Annotated in this window: 15 protein-coding genes; 4 read left to right on the plus strand and 11 right to left on the minus strand. The window is 70.6% G+C overall.

What is annotated here, in order from left to right:
- The first annotated feature begins 21 nt into the window (after positions 1-21).
- From C4K88_RS11110 to C4K88_RS11120, 3 genes are all read left to right on the plus strand, one after another.
- Positions 22-1,383: an ABC transporter ATP-binding protein gene (locus C4K88_RS11110; RefSeq protein ID WP_241521841.1), complete on the plus strand. Its 1,362-nt coding sequence runs from the start codon at positions 22-24 to the stop codon at positions 1,381-1,383.
- 152 nt (positions 1,384-1,535) lie between these two features.
- Positions 1,536-1,919, plus strand: coding sequence for a DUF3592 domain-containing protein (locus tag C4K88_RS11115; protein ID WP_104121673.1), 384 nt, complete (start codon positions 1,536-1,538; stop codon positions 1,917-1,919).
- Between the two features lie 27 nt (positions 1,920-1,946).
- On the plus strand, positions 1,947-2,930 hold the full coding sequence (locus C4K88_RS11120; protein ID WP_241521842.1) for a hypothetical protein: 984 nt from the start codon (positions 1,947-1,949) through the stop codon (positions 2,928-2,930).
- A 19-nt stretch (positions 2,931-2,949) separates the two neighbouring features.
- On the opposite strand, the gene C4K88_RS11125 is transcribed toward C4K88_RS11120, so the two are convergent.
- The 10 genes from C4K88_RS11125 to C4K88_RS11170 form a co-directional block, all read right to left on the minus strand.
- On the minus strand, positions 2,950-4,041 hold the full coding sequence (locus C4K88_RS11125; protein ID WP_104121674.1) for an SDR family oxidoreductase: 1,092 nt from the start codon (positions 4,039-4,041) through the stop codon (positions 2,950-2,952).
- Positions 4,042-4,221: 180 nt separating this feature from the next.
- On the minus strand, positions 4,222-6,204 hold the full coding sequence (locus C4K88_RS11130) for an NHL domain-containing thioredoxin family protein (protein WP_104121675.1): 1,983 nt from the start codon (positions 6,202-6,204) through the stop codon (positions 4,222-4,224).
- Positions 6,205-6,395: 191 nt separating this feature from the next.
- Positions 6,396-8,543, minus strand: coding sequence for a bifunctional copper resistance protein CopD/cytochrome c oxidase assembly protein (locus C4K88_RS11135; RefSeq protein WP_167399024.1), 2,148 nt, complete (start codon positions 8,541-8,543; stop codon positions 6,396-6,398).
- 128 nt (positions 8,544-8,671) lie between these two features.
- The gene (locus C4K88_RS11140; protein WP_043441577.1) at positions 8,672-8,950 is read right to left on the minus strand and encodes an HU family DNA-binding protein; all 279 of its coding nucleotides are present in this window, start codon (positions 8,948-8,950) and stop codon (positions 8,672-8,674) included.
- Positions 8,951-9,217: 267 nt separating this feature from the next.
- Positions 9,218-9,523 carry a 30S ribosomal protein S14 gene (gene rpsN / locus C4K88_RS11145; RefSeq protein WP_026545363.1) on the minus strand — a complete coding sequence of 102 codons (306 nt, stop codon included), beginning with the start codon at positions 9,521-9,523 and terminating at the stop codon, positions 9,218-9,220.
- A gap of 3 nt (positions 9,524-9,526) precedes the next feature.
- Positions 9,527-9,694 (minus strand): 50S ribosomal protein L33, encoded by a 168-nt coding sequence (rpmG, locus tag C4K88_RS11150; protein ID WP_019481734.1) that lies wholly within the window; start codon positions 9,692-9,694, stop codon positions 9,527-9,529.
- Positions 9,694-9,930, minus strand: coding sequence for a 50S ribosomal protein L28 (rpmB, locus tag C4K88_RS11155; protein ID WP_043441573.1), 237 nt, complete (start codon positions 9,928-9,930; stop codon positions 9,694-9,696). Before rpmB ends, rpmG begins: the two co-directional genes overlap by 1 nt.
- A 303-nt stretch (positions 9,931-10,233) precedes the next feature.
- The gene (locus C4K88_RS11160; RefSeq protein WP_104121677.1) at positions 10,234-11,376 is read right to left on the minus strand and encodes a glucose-1-phosphate adenylyltransferase family protein; all 1,143 of its coding nucleotides are present in this window, start codon (positions 11,374-11,376) and stop codon (positions 10,234-10,236) included.
- A gap of 53 nt (positions 11,377-11,429) precedes the next feature.
- On the minus strand, positions 11,430-11,969 hold the full coding sequence (locus C4K88_RS11165; RefSeq protein ID WP_104121678.1) for a MarR family winged helix-turn-helix transcriptional regulator: 540 nt from the start codon (positions 11,967-11,969) through the stop codon (positions 11,430-11,432).
- Between the two features lie 96 nt (positions 11,970-12,065).
- Positions 12,066-12,848, minus strand: coding sequence for an SGNH/GDSL hydrolase family protein (locus tag C4K88_RS11170; protein WP_104121767.1), 783 nt, complete (start codon positions 12,846-12,848; stop codon positions 12,066-12,068).
- A 79-nt stretch (positions 12,849-12,927) separates the two neighbouring features.
- Here C4K88_RS11170 and C4K88_RS11175 point away from each other — a divergent pair, with 79 nt between their 5' ends.
- Entirely contained in the window at positions 12,928-13,926 is a 999-nt protein-coding gene (locus C4K88_RS11175) for a diacylglycerol/lipid kinase family protein (protein WP_104121679.1), read from the plus strand.
- Between the two features lie 32 nt (positions 13,927-13,958).
- Here the strand turns inward: C4K88_RS11175 and C4K88_RS11180 are convergent, their stop codons facing one another.
- Positions 13,959-14,816 carry a M23 family metallopeptidase gene (locus C4K88_RS11180; RefSeq protein ID WP_104121680.1) on the minus strand — a complete coding sequence of 286 codons (858 nt, stop codon included), beginning with the start codon at positions 14,814-14,816 and terminating at the stop codon, positions 13,959-13,961.
- Positions 14,817-14,903 lie beyond the last annotated feature (87 nt).

A 14,903-nucleotide genomic window follows, 5' to 3' on the forward strand; every position in this document is an offset into this window, starting at 1 on the left:
TTCAAGTAAAGGATTCGCACCATGGCTTCAATCACCCTCAACCACCTGGTCAAGAAATATGGCGACGGGTTCCCCGCCGTCAACGACATCAGCATCGACATCGCCGACGGCGAGTTCATCATCCTCGTCGGCCCCTCAGGCTGCGGGAAGTCCACGCTGCTGCGCATGATCGTGGGCCTCGAGGACATCACCGACGGCGATCTCCTGATCGACGGGCAGCGCGTCAACGACAAGGCTCCCCGCGACCGCAACCTGGCGATGGTCTTCCAGAACTACGCGCTGTACCCGCACCTGACGGTGTACGAGAACATCGCGTTCCCCCTGCGCCTGGCCAAGGGCAAGCACTCCGAGGAACAGGTCAACAAGCTCGTCACCGACGCCGCAGCGACCCTGGAACTCACCGACCACCTGCAGCGCAAACCTGCCAACCTCTCCGGCGGCCAGCGGCAGCGCGTCGCCATGGGCCGTGCGATCGTCCGGCAGGCGGACGCCTTCCTCTTCGACGAGCCGCTCTCCAACCTCGATGCCAAGCTCCGCGGTCAGATGCGGTCCGAGATCTCGCAGATGCAGCGGCGCCTCGGCGTCACCTCCGTGTACGTCACCCACGATCAGACCGAGGCGATGACCCTCGGCGACCGCGTTGCCGTGCTGAAGAAGGGCGAGCTGCAGCAGATCGCCTCGCCGCGCGAGCTGTACGAGCAGCCGAGGAACCTGTTCGTGGCCGGTTTCATCGGCTCGCCGTCGATGAACTTCCTGCCGGCCACCCTGGAGGGCACCACCCTCAAGACTGCCATCGGGGACCTCGAGATCCCCGAGGAGAAGGCGCGGACGGCGGCCGGCAAGAAGGTGGTCCTCGTGGGCGTCCGGCCCGAGTTCTTCGAGGACGCGAAGCTGGTGGAGGACAGCAAGCGGCCCCACGGTTCGACCTTCGCAGCGACCCTGACGCACACCGAATGGCTCGGCAACGAGCAGTACGGGTACATCACCTTCGATCCGGCGCCCGAGATGCGGGAGCTGCTCAACAGCCTCGCCCGCGAGATGGACGCCGACGAGCTGCGCCCGCAGGTCGTCGTCACCCTCGACGCCTCGAGCCGCATCCGGGGCGGCCGCGAATCGGAACTCTGGGTGGACACCCGGAAGCTCCACCTCTTCGATGCCGAGTCCGGGGAGAACCTGACGCGGGACGCCGAGGCCGGAGCCGCCCTGACCCGTGAGGCGGCCGAGGAGCGTGCCGAGGAGATTGCGACGGCCCAGCGGGCCGACGGCCGCTCGGAGTCCGGCAGCGCCAACGGAAGCGACGGAGCGGTGAGGGATTCCGCCACCGTCGACGCCGGGCGCACGGGCGGCGCGACGGCTGCCGGCGGCAAGCACTCCGCGGGCTGACAGGACTCCCCCGCACCCGCGCTCGACGTACCCCATGGACAGGACCGGCACCCGGAGGGTGCCGGTCCTGCTGTGTAGTCTGGCTCCATGGTCGAACACGCAGGTACCGCTCGCGGCGGCATCTGCACGATGCGTCCCGACGGACCCCGGTCATGCTGATCGAGATCACCAGTTCCACCCTCACGGTGCTGGGGCTGGTTCTGCTCGCCGCCGCGCTCGTCGTCCGGCTCGTGGACGGCTCCTGGATCAGGACGCAGGCCATCACGTTCGAGCACGAGGGTCACCCCTACCTGCGCTGGCACGACCACCGGGTCCGCATCATCGAAGCCCTGTGGTCCAGTGGCTCACGACGGCGGCGCGACCGGACGCCCGCCCCTCCCCCGCTGCCCGCGGGTGAGGACGTCACGATCTTCTACCGGGCCCGGCACCCCACCCACTGGTCGCTCGAGGCGCCCCATCGGGGGTCGCGCCGCCTCGCGATCGCCGGTCTCGTGTGCGCCGTCGTCGGTACCGCCCTGGGCTTCGCCCCTGGCTGATGCGGGCCCACCCGGTAACGTGGAACCGTGCACATCTCCCCGGTCATGAAGGTCCTCGCAGCGTGGCTGCTGGGGCTCCTGCTCGTGGGCGCGGCCTTCATCACCACCGTCTCCTTCATGAACGGTCGGCTCTACAGCCCCGAACACCAGGTGGACCTGTACTTCGACGCGCTGCGCGACGGCGACGGCGGGCAGGCTCTGGGCCTGCTCAACGCCTCGGTCCCGGAGGGGTCCAACCCCGTCCTGCTGGACGGCGAGGCACTGCGGACGGCGAGTGCGGCTGTCGAGGACGTCGCGATCGGCGAGGCCCGGGACGCGGGCGCCGACCGCGTCGAGGTGCCCGTGACTTACACGCTCGACGGCGCGGAGACGAGCACGGTCTTCCCGCTCGAGCGCATCGACACCGAGTGGGGCTTCTTTAACGTCTGGCGCTTCGAGGAATCCGTGCTGCCCGTCGTCCAGGTGACGGCCCGGAACACCGTGGAGGCCGCCGTGAACGGCACCGACGTCGGGCTTCCCGGCGGCACGGCCGGCCTGGCCTCCTTCTACCCGGCGTCGATCACGGCCCAGTACGACGGGCAGTACTTCGCCGCCCCCGTCCAGCACGCCGTGGTGACGGGCCAGGAGCCCCCGCCTCCCCTGACCCTGGCCACGGAGGCGACGCCGGAACTCACCCAGGCGATCGACGACGAACTGCGGGCCTTCCTCGACGGGTGCGCGAAGCAGACCGTCTTCCAGCCCACCAACTGCCCCTTCAACTACGTGACGAACGAGCGCCTGGCCGGGGACATCACCTGGTCCATCGAGGAGTATCCCGCCGTGACGATCACCCCGGACGGCGGCGACTGGCTCCTGGCGCCGCTGTCCGGGTCCGCGCGGATCGACACCCAGCTGCGCGACTTCTTCTCCGGGGCGGTCCGGGACGTGTCCGAGACCGTCCCGTTCGAGTTCGAGGCCGATCTCACGGTGACCGAGGACGACGTCACCGTCACGCCCGTCGTCCGCTACTAGCTCTTCGCACGGCGGCGCGTCAGGGGATGAGCTTCTCCGCCCGGTAGCGCTCGAACAGGGTGGTGAACGCGTCGAGGGTCCGCCGGTACCCGGTGAAACCGGCCACGCGGCTCTTGCCCATGTCCGTGACCACCTCGATCCCCCGTCCGAGGTCGCTGTCCGTGTGCCACCAGGAGGCCATGCGGTCCAGACGGAGTTCCGCCAGGCCGTGGCGCCCGGCGAGGTCCGCCCACTGCTCCTGCCGCCCGGCCATCGCCTGCTCCAGGGGCCGCGGCGCGCCGTCGTAGCCTTCCCAGTCGACGCCGAACCAGGCAGCGAGCTGCGGCCACATCCAGCGCCACCGGAACACGTCACCGTTGACGATGTTGAACGCCTCGTCGGCGGCCCCGGGGGTCGTCGACGCCCAGAGCATGTGCTCGGCCAGCAGGCCGGCGTCCGTCATGTCGGTCAACCCGTTCCACTGGGTCTCCGATCCGGGGAAGACGAAGGGCTCCCCCGCATCCCGGCAGAGTGCCGCCTGCGTGGCGAGGGTCAGGCCCATGTTCATCGCGTTGCCGACGGCGTGGCCGATCACGGTGTGCGCGCGGTGCACGGACCAGGTGAAGCCCTGCTCCGCCGCGGCGGCGAACAGCTCGTCCTCCTGCGCGTAGTAGAAGTTGCGGACCGGCAGGCGCGGCTCCTCCTCGTGGAAGGGCGTGTCCGCCATCTCCCCGGCCGCGTAGGCCTCGAACGGGCCGAGGTAGTGCTTGAGCCCCGTCATGAGGGCCACGTGGGCCACCGGCTTGCCGCGCAGGGCGGCGAGGAGGTCGCGCAGCATGGCGGCGTTGACCTCGATGTTCTCCTCCTCGGTGTCCCGGCGCGACCAGGCGGTGAAGAAGACGTGCGTCGGGTGCTCGGGGGCGAGGACGGCGGCGAGCGCCTCGGCGGAGGTCAGGTCCGCGGAGAGCCAGCGCACGCCCTCCTGCGTGACCCCCGGCCGGCGGGACAGGGCCAGCACGGGCCAGCCCTCGGCAGTGAGCTTCTCGACGAGGGCGGACCCGGCGATGCCGGTCGCCCCCACCACGAGGGCCGTCCGTGGATGAATATCTGCCGGGCTGTGGTCGGTCGTCATGGTGTGCTCCTCAGGGTGGGGACAACCGGCAGGCGCCGGTGCAGTCAGTGGGGCGGCGTCGTGGGCCGGAATCGGGGACGGGGACGCCGCGTCGGGGTAGAGCCGGGGCATCGGCCCGGCCCCGGGGGAACGCCGCCGCGGGCCTGGCCGCCCGCCGCGGCGGCACGCCCCGGCGGACGGTCAGTCGAGGCCCCTCAGGTCCAGGGTGAGACTCGTGTCGCCGTCGTCCGCGACCGTGACCGGGATCCCCCAGTCCTGCTGGTACAGGTGGCACGCGGCGTGGTCGGGGATCTCGCCGCCCGGCTCGCCGTCGCAGGATGCCGCGCGGGCGGTGATGTGCAGGACCCCTCCGCCGGCCTCCGGGGACAGCACCAGCTCGCGGGTCAGGCCCGTGGACGTGCCGCCGCCCGAGACGAGGAGCGATTCCGGCGACGCGCTGATCTTCAGCTGCGTGGGGTCACCCCAGCGGTCGTCGAGCTTCTGGCCGGTCGGCGCGGTGAAGCGCACGGTGAGCCCCACCGGGCCTGCGGCCATGGGCGTGGTGGGCCGCTGGGTCTGCGAGGCACCCTCGTCGACGGCGAGCGCTTCCTTGGGCAGCGGGACGCGGACCAGCTGGTGCCGGTTGGTCTCGACGACGATCAGCAGGGGGTCCCCGCCGTCGGCGACGGGCGTCAGGTCCACGAGGACGTCGGAGGGCTCGGACAGACCGCGGAGCAGGGTGGAGACCTGGCGGGTCGCGGGGTCGTACCGGCGGACGGCCCCGTTGTAGGTGTCGGCGATGGCGATGGAGCCGTCCGGCAGCGCGGTGACCCCGAGCGGGTGCTGCAGGCGCGCCTGCCCGGCGTCGCCGTCCCGGAAGCCGAAGTCGAACAGGCCGGTCCCGACGGCGGTCTGCACCTGTACGCGGTTGCGACCGTTGACCTCGAGGAAGGACAGGATCCGCACGGACGAGGTCTCCGAGTCGGCGATCCAGATGCTGCCGTTGGCGTCCTCCGCGAGGCCGGAGGACTGGGCGAACCACGCGGCCGTCGCGTCGCCGTCGAGCAGCCCCTCCAGGCCGGTGCCGGCGAGGATGTCGACGGCGTGGGTGCGGGGGTCGTAGGTGAAGATCTGGTGTGTGCCGGCCATGGCGACGACCACGCGGTCCAGGACCGTCGAGTGGAGCACGTCCCACGGCGAGGACAGGGACACGTTCAGCGCGTCGGTGCCGAGCTCCGTCTCGGTGAGGCGCGGCGCCTCGCTCTCCGCCGCCACGTCGAAGGCATCCTCCTGCAGCCCGGTCCGGCTGTGGTTGGCGGCGTCGAGCAGTCGCTGGGTGCCGTTACCGGCGAGCGTGCGCACCGCGCCCGTGGCGAGGTCCACGCCGCGCAGGCGGTGGTTCACGGAGTCGGCGACGACGACGTCGTACCCGACCTCCGCGGCGAGCGCGCCGGGCAGCAGGGCGAGGCCCTGCGGCTCGTTGAACTGGGCCTCATCGGCTCCGCCGTCGCGGAAGCCCTTCGTGCCGGAGCCGATGGTGCGGCGCACCGTGACGAGGTCCGCCTCGAGCTCCACGAGCCGGTGGTGGCCGGTGTCACCGGCGAGGAAGGTGCCCGTCGCGGGCAGCGCGAGAAGCTTGCCCGGGAACTTGAGGTCCCCCGCGGTGCTCGGCGCGGGGACGTACGGGCCGTCGCCGCGGTGCAGTGTCCCCTTGGCCTCGTGCTCGGCGACGAGCTCGTCGACGAGGGACGTGAGGCCGGCGGCGTGGCCCTCGCCGGAGAGGTGCGCCACGATGTAGCCCTCAGGGTCGATGACGACGAGCGTCGGCCACGCGCGGGCCGTGTAGGCCTGCCACGTGGTCAGCTCGGGGTCGTCGAGGACGGGGTGGTGGATGTCGTAGCGCTCGACGGCGGCGGCCAGGGCGTCGGGGTCCGCCTCGTGCTCGAACTTCGGCGAGTGCACGCCGACCGTCACCAGCACGTCCGAGTGCTGCTCCTCGAGCGGGCGGAGCTCGTCCAGGACGTGCAGGCAGTTGATGCAGCAGAAGGTCCAGAAGTCGAGGATCAGGATCTTGCCCCGGAAGTCCTCCAGGGACAGGTCCTTGCCTCCCGTGTTCAGCCAACCGCGCCCCGTCAGTTCGGAGGCGCGGACGCGGTAGGCGGTGCGGGTGGAGGCGATAGTCATGCGATGAATTCTCCCGTAGCGGCGTGCGTGGATGCCAACCGGACGCCGCACGCCGTCACCGGGTGCGCGGCGCGTTCCGAAGGGGTACCCGGAACCGGCAGCACTGGCGACAACACGGGAGGGCCCCACAATATGCCTGGGCCGCCGACGTCGCCCCTCGCGTGTCCCGGTCGGGACGGACAGGAGAGGGCCTACCCGCGCTGGACCGGGTCCTCGTCCCCCGCGGTGGTGGTCCCGCGCGGCGTGGTCGGCCGCCCTTGACGGTCGGTGCCGGCGTCGCGCGCGGCGAAGTCCGCGAACATGCTGTTGTATGCCGCGAGGTCGGCGTCGTTGTTCCGGTCCGCCGCACGGTCCTTGCGCTTCGTCTCCCGCGCGTCAGAGCGCGACCACACGATCGCGACGCCGATCGCGAGCAGCAGCGTGGGGATCTCCCCCACGCCCCATGTCACGGCGCCGCCAACCTGCTGGTCGGCGAGGGCTGACGGGCCCCACTCGCGGCCCATGGTGCCGAACCAGGACGCCTGGAGCAGCGACGTGGAGCCCATGAGGCTCACGCCGAAGAAGGCGTGGAACGCCATGGTCGCGAACAGGAGCAGCAGCCGCATGGGGTATGGCGCACGGTACGGGACGGGGTCCGAGCCGATCATGGACAGGACGAAGATGTAGCCGGTGATCAGGAAGTGGGTGATCATCAGCTCGTGGCCCACGTGCTCACGCAGCGCGAAGCCGAACAGCGGCGAGTAGTAGAAGACGATGATGGACGCCACGAAGTTGCCGGCGGCGAAGAGCGGGTGGGTGATGATCCTCGACGGCAGGGAGTGCACGATCACGAGGATCCATTCGCGGATGCCGCGGGTGCCGTCCCGGCGGGCGCTGAGCGCCTTGAGCGCCAGGGTGACGGGCGCGCCGAGGACGAGGAACAGCGGGACCACCATCGTCAGGGCCATGTGGTCCACCATGTGCGCACTGAAGAGCACCATGCCGTAGATGGCGGGGGCACCGGACGTGAAGTAGGTGAGGAGTACGAGGCCCACCAGCCAGCTGACGAGCTTCAGCGGGGACCAGGAGTCACCGCGCCGGTGCAGCTTCACGACGCCCAGGACGTACGCGACGGCGAAGGTCAGCGCCACCGCGATCCACAGCCAGTCGAACCGCCACTCCGTGAACCAGCGGGACAGGGTGGGCTCGGGCGGGAGGTCGTACCCCGTCAGGATCCGCGCCGGACCGGCCTCGGTCGGCAGTTCCTCGGACCGGGGCGGCGCCGTGCGCCCGAGGGCTCCGGCCACGCCCAGCACGGCGCTCATGATGAGGAGTTCCACGGCGATGAGCTGCCACAGGACGCGACGAGCGGACATCCGCGACGCGGTGGTTCCGGCCGGGGCCTCGAGCTGCGGGATGATCCACTGCCGGTGCATCCAGCCGATCCCGCCGAGCAGGATGGTGGCGATGGTCTTGAACACGACGAGGAGCCCCCACGGGGAGCTGAGCTGTCCGAGATCGGAGATCCGGAGGCTGGCATTCACCACACCGGAGGCGACCACCAGGATGAACGCGAACCCGGCCAGGGCGGAGAAGCGCTTGAGGACGGGGAGGGTCTGCCCGCCGAGCGTGCCGCCCACGACGGCGAGGGCGATGATGCCGCCGACCCACAGGCAGACGCCGACCAGGTGCAGGGCGATGGAGTTGACCGCGGCGTTGTGGTCGTTCCCGCTGGCGGAGTGGCCGATCAGGGCCATGGGCAGCAGGTTCAGGAGGGCGAGCACCAGCGTCAGCGCGAGGCCGGCCGGCGATCGCACCCCGAACAGGAGGGTCGCCAGGACGGCCGCGACGATGGACGTCACCAGCCAGGCGCGCCCCGTGGAGAAGTCGGTGAGGAACGCGGCGAGCCCCTGCGTGTAGGTGGGATCGGTGCTGAGCGGCAGTCCCGCCGCGTCCGAGTAGGTGAAGATCATGACGCCGAGCGCGCCGAGCGTCCAGGCGACGGCGGACACGGCGGCGAGCAGCATCACCCGCGTGAAGGCGGGGTGCTCGGCGGCGGTCGCCGCGGGCTTCCGGCCCGGCGGGCCGACCCGGCGCGGGAGCATGACGACGGCGAAGACGAGGGCCCCGATGGTCGCCGCGGCCGCCGTGTTGTTGAGCACCTTGGCGACGGGCAGACCCCATCGGGTGAGGGCGCCAGGATCTCCGAGCTGCCGTGCGGCGGCTGCCCCCGTGTAGAACAGGGCGACCACGAGGGCTCCGAGGACGACGACGCCCGCCAGGATGAGCCAGCCGGTTCCGACGGCACGCTCGGGGGAAGAGGCGGTGGTCTCCCGGGGTTGCTTCACAGTGGTGGGCACGTACACCATTCTCTACCCCGAGTAGAAATAGGGCCAATCTCCGGACACACGTGCCGCCGCGGAAGGGGCCAGATAACGCCAGGGGACCGCTGCCCGACGGCAGCGGTCCCCTGGCGTCGGTGCTGGAACTACTTGGCGGAAGCCTTCAGCTTCGAGCCGGCGGTCAGCTTGACGCTGTGGCCGGCGGCGATCTGGATGGTCTCGCCGGTCTGGGGGTTGCGTCCCGTGCGGGCCGCGCGGCTGGTGCGCTCGACGGCGAGCCATCCGGGGATGGTGATCTTCTCGTCCTTGGCGATGGACTCGGAGAAGACGTCGAACAGCGCATCGAGGACGCTGTTGACTGCGGCCTGGCTGGTGTCAGCCTTCGCCGCTACCTCTGCAACAAGTTCACTACGGTTCTTAGCCAATTTTGTCCTCCTGGACGTCAGTCTTCTGGAAGAGCTTTTCGCGGTATTCGAAAAGCCTCTGTGCGAAAACTTACCAGCTTGGAGGCCACGACCCGCGTGTTCACGCGGTTTTGCGGTGGAAAACACGGGCGTTTCGGCGTTGTTCACGGCCGCCGGCCCCCGATCGGGAGGCCGACGCGAAGAAGCCGCCACCCGGGGGTGACGGCTTCTTCGGTTACCGCGCGGGGCGGCGGGTGGTGCAACGGGGCGTGGCGCCCCGGGTGTCGGTTACCAGCTCGACTTGGTCACGCCGGGCAGCTCGCCCCGGTGCGCCATGTCGCGGAAGCGGACACGCGAGATACCGAACTTCTGGAGCGTGCCGCGGGGGCGGCCGTCGATCTGGTCGCGGTTGCGCAGGCGCACCGGCGACGCGTTGCGGGGAAGCTTCTGCAGGCCGAGGCGTGCGGCTTCGCGAGCCTCGTCGGTGGCGTTCTCGTCGACGAGGGTCTTCTTGAGCTCGAGGCGCTTGGCCGCGTAGCGCTCGACAATGACCTTGCGCTGCTCGTTGCGAGCAATCTTTGACTTCTTGGCCATGGTTTAGCGCTCCTCTCGGAATTCGACGTGCTTGCGGATCTTGGGGTCGTACTTCATCAGGACCATGCGGTCCGGATCGTTACGACGGTTCTTGCGCGTCACGTAGGTGTAGCCCGTCCCTGCGGTGGACTTCAGCTTGATGATCGGACGTACGTCCTTGTCCTTCGCCATTAGAGCTTCACTCCTCTCGCGAGGATGGACGCGACGACCGCGTCGATGCCGCGCACGTCGATGGTCTTGATGCCGCGGGCCGAGACCTGCAGCGTCACGTTGCGGCGCAGGGAAGGCACGTAGTAGCGCTTCTTCTGAATGTTGGGGTCGAACCGGCGCTTGTTACGGCGGTGCGAGTGCGAAATGCTGTGTCCAAAGCCGGGCTCGGCTCCGGTCACTTGGCAGTGGGCTGCCATAACTCTCCTCCAGATTAGATGAACGTGACGGAATCACTTGTCGGGGTCCCGCCACCAGTAATGACACCGCTATTACTGCAGCTTTCCGGAGGTTGACCTGGCAGGGTGAGAACCTGCCGAAGCGCCTCGCCGCGGGGAAGACGGTGAAGTTCGGGCGGAGCACGGCCTTGCGGCCGGCACAGCCTTCGATTCTAGGTAGTCGCGGGTTGCTGGGCAAATTTTCCCCGTCCGTGGACGGGCCTCATCAGCCACAGCCAAACGCCTTACCATCCTACCGGCAGGTTCGGGCGTGGCCAAAACGGGTCAGTCGTCGATCAACCCGTCCCGTCCGACGATGGCGGGCGCGTCCGGGCCGTCGCCGACGCGCTCCCCGTCGACGACGGCGCCCGAGTCCACGATCGCGTTCCGGACGACCGCCCCGGAGGTGATCCGCACCCGGTTCAGCAGGACGGAACCCTCCACGACCGCCCCGGGCTCGACGGTCGCCCCGGCGCCGACGACGCTCCGGCGAACGGTGCCGTGGACCCGTGCACCGGGGGCGATCAGCGAGCTCGTGACGACGGCGGCGTCGCCGATGAACGCCGGCACCAGCTCCGGGGGTTCGGTGAGGATGGGCCAGGTCGGGTCCGAGAGGTCCAGGCCCTCGCCGTCCACGAGATCCAGGTGGGCTCGGAGGTAATTGGCGGGCGTCCCGAGGTCCCGCCAGTAGCCGTGGAGCCGGTGCTCGACGACGGACCCCTGCTCCACGAGGTGCGGCACGAGGTGGTGTCCGTAGTCGCCCAGGTCGTCGCGGGTGTCCCCCAGTTGCTCGAGTGCGTCCAGGAGGGTCTCGGCCGTGTACAGGAAGATCTCCGTCGTGACGATGCTCGTCCGCGGGTCCTCCGGCTTGTAGGCGAAGTCGGTCACCCGTCCGTCGTCGTCCACGTCGACGACGCCGTGGGCGGAGGCGTCGCCGTCGAAGTCCACGGTGACCAGGGTGAGATCCGCCCCACGGTCGAGGTGCGTGGCGACGACGTCGCGGTAGTCGAGGCGGTAGAGGTGGTCCGAACTGAGGACGAGGACGAGGTCCGGCGCGAAGTCGCGGATGGAGTCGGCCTGCCGGAGCAGCCCGTCCGCATTGCCTTCGGCGAACCCCTCCCCCGCTCCACCGCTGAACGGGGGCAGCACCAGCAGCCCGCCGCGGGTGCGGTCGAGGTCCCAGGGCCGGCCGTTGCGGAGATGGTCGTTGATGGTCTTCGGCTGGTACTGCTCCATGACCCAGACGTCGGAGATGCCGCTGTGGTGCAGGTTGGACAGCGGGATGTCGATCAGCCGGAAACTGCCGCCGACGGGCATGACGGGCTTCGCCCGGTGGTCGGTGAGCGCCCCGAGGCGCCCGCCGGCGCCGCCGGCGAGGACGATGGCGAGGATGCGCGGCTGATGTCGTGCCGTCGTCTGCTGGTCCATGGGCCGTCCTGTCGTGTCGTGGAGTGGTATGTCGGCATCGTGTCCTGCAGGTCCTACAGGTCCTGCTGGGCGCGTCCCTGCACCGCCGCCCCGGCCGCCCCTGCCGCCCCCGGGGCGTCACCGTCGGCGAGGATCCAGTGCGCGCTGTCCATCCGCTGGAGGATCTTGCGACCCACCCGCTCCAGGTCCGCGACGTCCTTCCCGTCGAGGGCGTCGAAGACGGTGGAGCGCACCTGCGCCACGTGGGACACCGCGAGTCCGGTGAGCATCTCGAGCCCGGCGGCGGTGAGGGACGCCGTGGTCACGCGCCCGTCGGACGACGACGGCAGCCGCGCCACCCAGCCGCGGCCCTCGAGCTTCTTGACCACATGGCTGAGCCGGGAGAGGGACGCCGTGGACCGGCCCGCGAGCTCGCTCATGGGCAGGGTCGCGCCGTCCGCCTCGGAGAGCATCGCCAGGACGTGGTAGTCGAACAGGGTGATCCGCGCCTCGCGGAAGAGGTGGGCGTCGAGGTGCGCCGGGAGCAGGGAGGTCAGCGCGTAGAGGGCCAGCCAGGCCCGCCGCTCGTCGGATGTGAGCCAGTGCGCCGCCATGCCCTCATTCTGGCACGGGGACTCCGGCGGCCGGTGGCGTGCGCCCCGGACCGGGCGGAGTTGCGGGCGCGGCGCGCCCCGTGCCCGCCGCGGGCCTCAGGCGCTGACCGACGCGCGGTGCGGCCGGCCCAGCGCCGGGTACTTCGGCGCGAGGTCGTCGCCGGACGAGACGCCCCGCAGCCGCCTGCCCACCCATGGCGTCAGGTACTCCCGCGCCCACTGCGCATCCGCCCGCAGCTGGCCGACCCGGTTCAGGGCGGGGCGGGTCTCGAGTTCGGGGAGGTCGATCCGGTGGGACGCCTTCAGTGCCTCGAGTACGCGCGCGGCCATGAGCGTGTGCCCGGCGACGGACATGTGCATGCGGTCGACGTCCCAGTAGCCCCAGTCCCGGAACTCGCGCAGGCGCCAGTAGTCCACGATCGTGGCCTCATGGCGGTCGGCGATCTCCCGCACCCACTCGTTGTAGACGGCGGTCCTGCCGCGGGTCTTCCCGAAGACAGCGGAGCCCGAGGCGTCGAATCCGGTGAAGAGCACGACGGCGGCTCCCGCCGCGCGGAGCCGGCCCACGCCGTCGTCGTACCCGGACATGAGGAGATCGATGTCGACGCGCGGCCGCAGGAGGTCGTTGGCCCCGGCGTACACGGTCACGAGCGTCGGTTCGAGGGCCAGGGCGGCGTCCACCTGCTCGTCGAGGATCTGCCGCATCTTCTTGCCGCGGATGGCGAGGTTCGCGTAGCCCCAGGACCCGTCGGCGAGGACCAACTGCTCCGCGACGCGGTCCGCCCACCCCCGGACGCCGTTGGGCGACGCCGGATCCCAGTCGCCCACCCCTTCGGTGAAGGAATCGCCAAGGGCCACATATCGCTGGGTATAGGTCACGCCCACACAGTACCCCCGGCAACCACCACCCCGGGATAAACTCGACGCAGCCACCCCTCCCTCCTGCCCGAAGGACACCATGCCCACCGAAGCAACACTGGAAGCGGCCCCCGGGCCGCTCGCCGACACCGGATCGGGACGTCGTCGCGCCGCGCTCATCGTCAACCCCATCAAGATCACCACGGTGGACGTCGAGGCCGCGGTGAAGCGCATCTCGGCCGAGGACGGCTGGGACGACCCGCTGGTCATCGAGACGACGGCGGACGACCCGGGGCACGGGCAGGCCCGGCAGGCGCTCGAGGCCGGCGTGGACCTGGTCATCGCGGCGGGCGGCGACGGCACCGTGCGGTGTGTCGCCGAGGAACTCGCCGGCACCGACGCCTTGATGGCCCTCGTGCCGCTGGGCACCGGCAACCTCCTGGCCCGCAACCTCGACATCGCCGTCGACGATCCGGACGCCGCCGTCGAGGCCGCGTTCCGCGGGACCGAGCGCACCATCGACGTCGTGCACGTGACCGTGGACCGGGCGCAGGACGCCCATGTCTTCCTGGTCATGGCCGGTATCGGCTACGACGCCGCCATCATGTCCGACACCCGCGACGACCTGAAGGACAAGGTGGGCTGGCTCGCCTACGTGGACGCCGGGATCAGGAACCTCCCCGGCAAGCCGACCCGGACCACCATCTCGGTGGACGGCGGCAAGCCCTTCGAGCGTCGCCTGCGCAGCGTGATGGGCGGCAACTGCGGCAAGATCATGGGCGGCCTGGAGATCTTCCCCGGCGCGAAGATCGACGACGGCCTGATGGACCTGATGACGGTCGCCCCGAAGGGGAAGCTCGGCTGGCTCGCCGTCGTGGGCAAGCTCTTCGCACGCGGAAAGGGCAAGGACTCCTCGCTCGAGTACTTCCAGTGCCGCACCGCGGAGATCACCCTGCGCGAACCGCTGGAGGTGCAGCTCGACGGCGATCCCCTCGGCAAGGCGACCCACATGGCGTTCGAGGTCAAGCCCGATTCCCTGCGCCTGAGGATGCCGCTGGGCTACAAGGATCCCGCCGTCGTGAGCGAGCCCCTGCCCTGACGGGACCGGGGCCGGGGTGCCGGCCTCCGACGCTAGAGCCAGGGCTGCGGGTCCACCTTCTCGTCGTCGATCAGGACCTCGAAGTGCAGGTGGCAGCCGGTCGAGGCGCCGGTGCTGCCGACGGCGCCGACGGTCTGTCCGCGGTGTACGGCCGTCCCCACCGGAACGTCGAGGGTACTGAGGTGGTTGTAGGTGGTCGTGAGGCCGGAGCCATGGTCCACCACGATGCGGAGGCCTCCGCCGTACGCGTGCCAGCCGGAGTCGACGACCGTCCCGGCGTCGGCCGCCCGGACGGGGGTGCCGCACGCACTCGCGTAGTCCTGGCCCGTGTGGAGGTCGGATCGGTACTCGTCGAGCGGATCGACGCGGTAGCCGAAGCGCGAGGACACGTCCGGATCCTCCACGGGGCTGCCGAACGCCCGGCGCTCCGCGAGCGCCGGTGGTAACGGCCCGGAGAGCGCCCGGGCGCGCGCGACCTCCGGCGCGATACCGTCCACGGCGGGGCCCGTGCTTTCGAGGTCGAAGCCGACCGAGGCCTCCGCGGGCGCCGTGACGGCGGGGTCGGACGCCGTGACGGCCGCTTCGGGCGTGGGTGTCGGGGCGATGCCGGCGGCCATGGCGCCGCCCGGTGTGTCCGGCGTCGTCGAGGGTACGACGGCCCCCATGACCAGTCCGGCCGAGGCGAGCACCGCGCCCAGCAGGGCCGCGTTGTCCCGCAGCCGCCCGAGGGGGGTCCGGCGTCCGGCGCGCTGCCGTCTGCCGGATCCGGCATCCCGTCGGCGGATGCTCCGGCGGCTGGGCAGGGGCGCGGAACCGTGCGGTGCAGGGTGCTGAGGGAGCGAACGGGTCTCCGGGTGGCGATGGCGCCAGGACGTCGCCGTCTGGGTCAACTGCTTACCTCTTCCAGGACGCCCGCGACATCGAGGGTCGGGGTCGAACGGGGGTCGACCCTGTCGCAGGCAGGCGAATCGGTTCGC

The sequence above is a fragment of the Arthrobacter pityocampae genome, from assembly GCF_002927275.1.
Classification (GTDB): domain Bacteria; phylum Actinomycetota; class Actinomycetes; order Actinomycetales; family Micrococcaceae; genus Arthrobacter_D; species Arthrobacter_D pityocampae.

Coding starts and splice junctions, on each gene's coding strand:
- C4K88_RS11110 (WP_241521841.1), top strand. CDS start 22: ATGGCTTCAATCACCCTCAACCACCTGGTCAAGAAATATGGCGACGGG.
- C4K88_RS11115 (WP_104121673.1), top strand. CDS start 1,536: ATGCTGATCGAGATCACCAGTTCCACCCTCACGGTGCTGGGGCTGGTT.
- C4K88_RS11125 (WP_104121674.1), bottom strand. CDS start 4,041: ATGACGACCGACCACAGCCCGGCAGATATTCATCCACGGACGGCCCTC.
- C4K88_RS11130 (WP_104121675.1), bottom strand. CDS start 6,204: ATGACTATCGCCTCCACCCGCACCGCCTACCGCGTCCGCGCCTCCGAA.
- rpsN (WP_026545363.1), bottom strand. CDS start 9,523: ATGGCCAAGAAGTCAAAGATTGCTCGCAACGAGCAGCGCAAGGTCATT.
- rpmG (WP_019481734.1), bottom strand. CDS start 9,694: ATGGCGAAGGACAAGGACGTACGTCCGATCATCAAGCTGAAGTCCACC.
- rpmB (WP_043441573.1), bottom strand. CDS start 9,930: ATGGCAGCCCACTGCCAAGTGACCGGAGCCGAGCCCGGCTTTGGACAC.
- C4K88_RS11160 (WP_104121677.1), bottom strand. CDS start 11,376: ATGGACCAGCAGACGACGGCACGACATCAGCCGCGCATCCTCGCCATC.
- C4K88_RS11165 (WP_104121678.1), bottom strand. CDS start 11,969: ATGGCGGCGCACTGGCTCACATCCGACGAGCGGCGGGCCTGGCTGGCC.
- C4K88_RS11175 (WP_104121679.1), top strand. CDS start 12,928: ATGCCCACCGAAGCAACACTGGAAGCGGCCCCCGGGCCGCTCGCCGAC.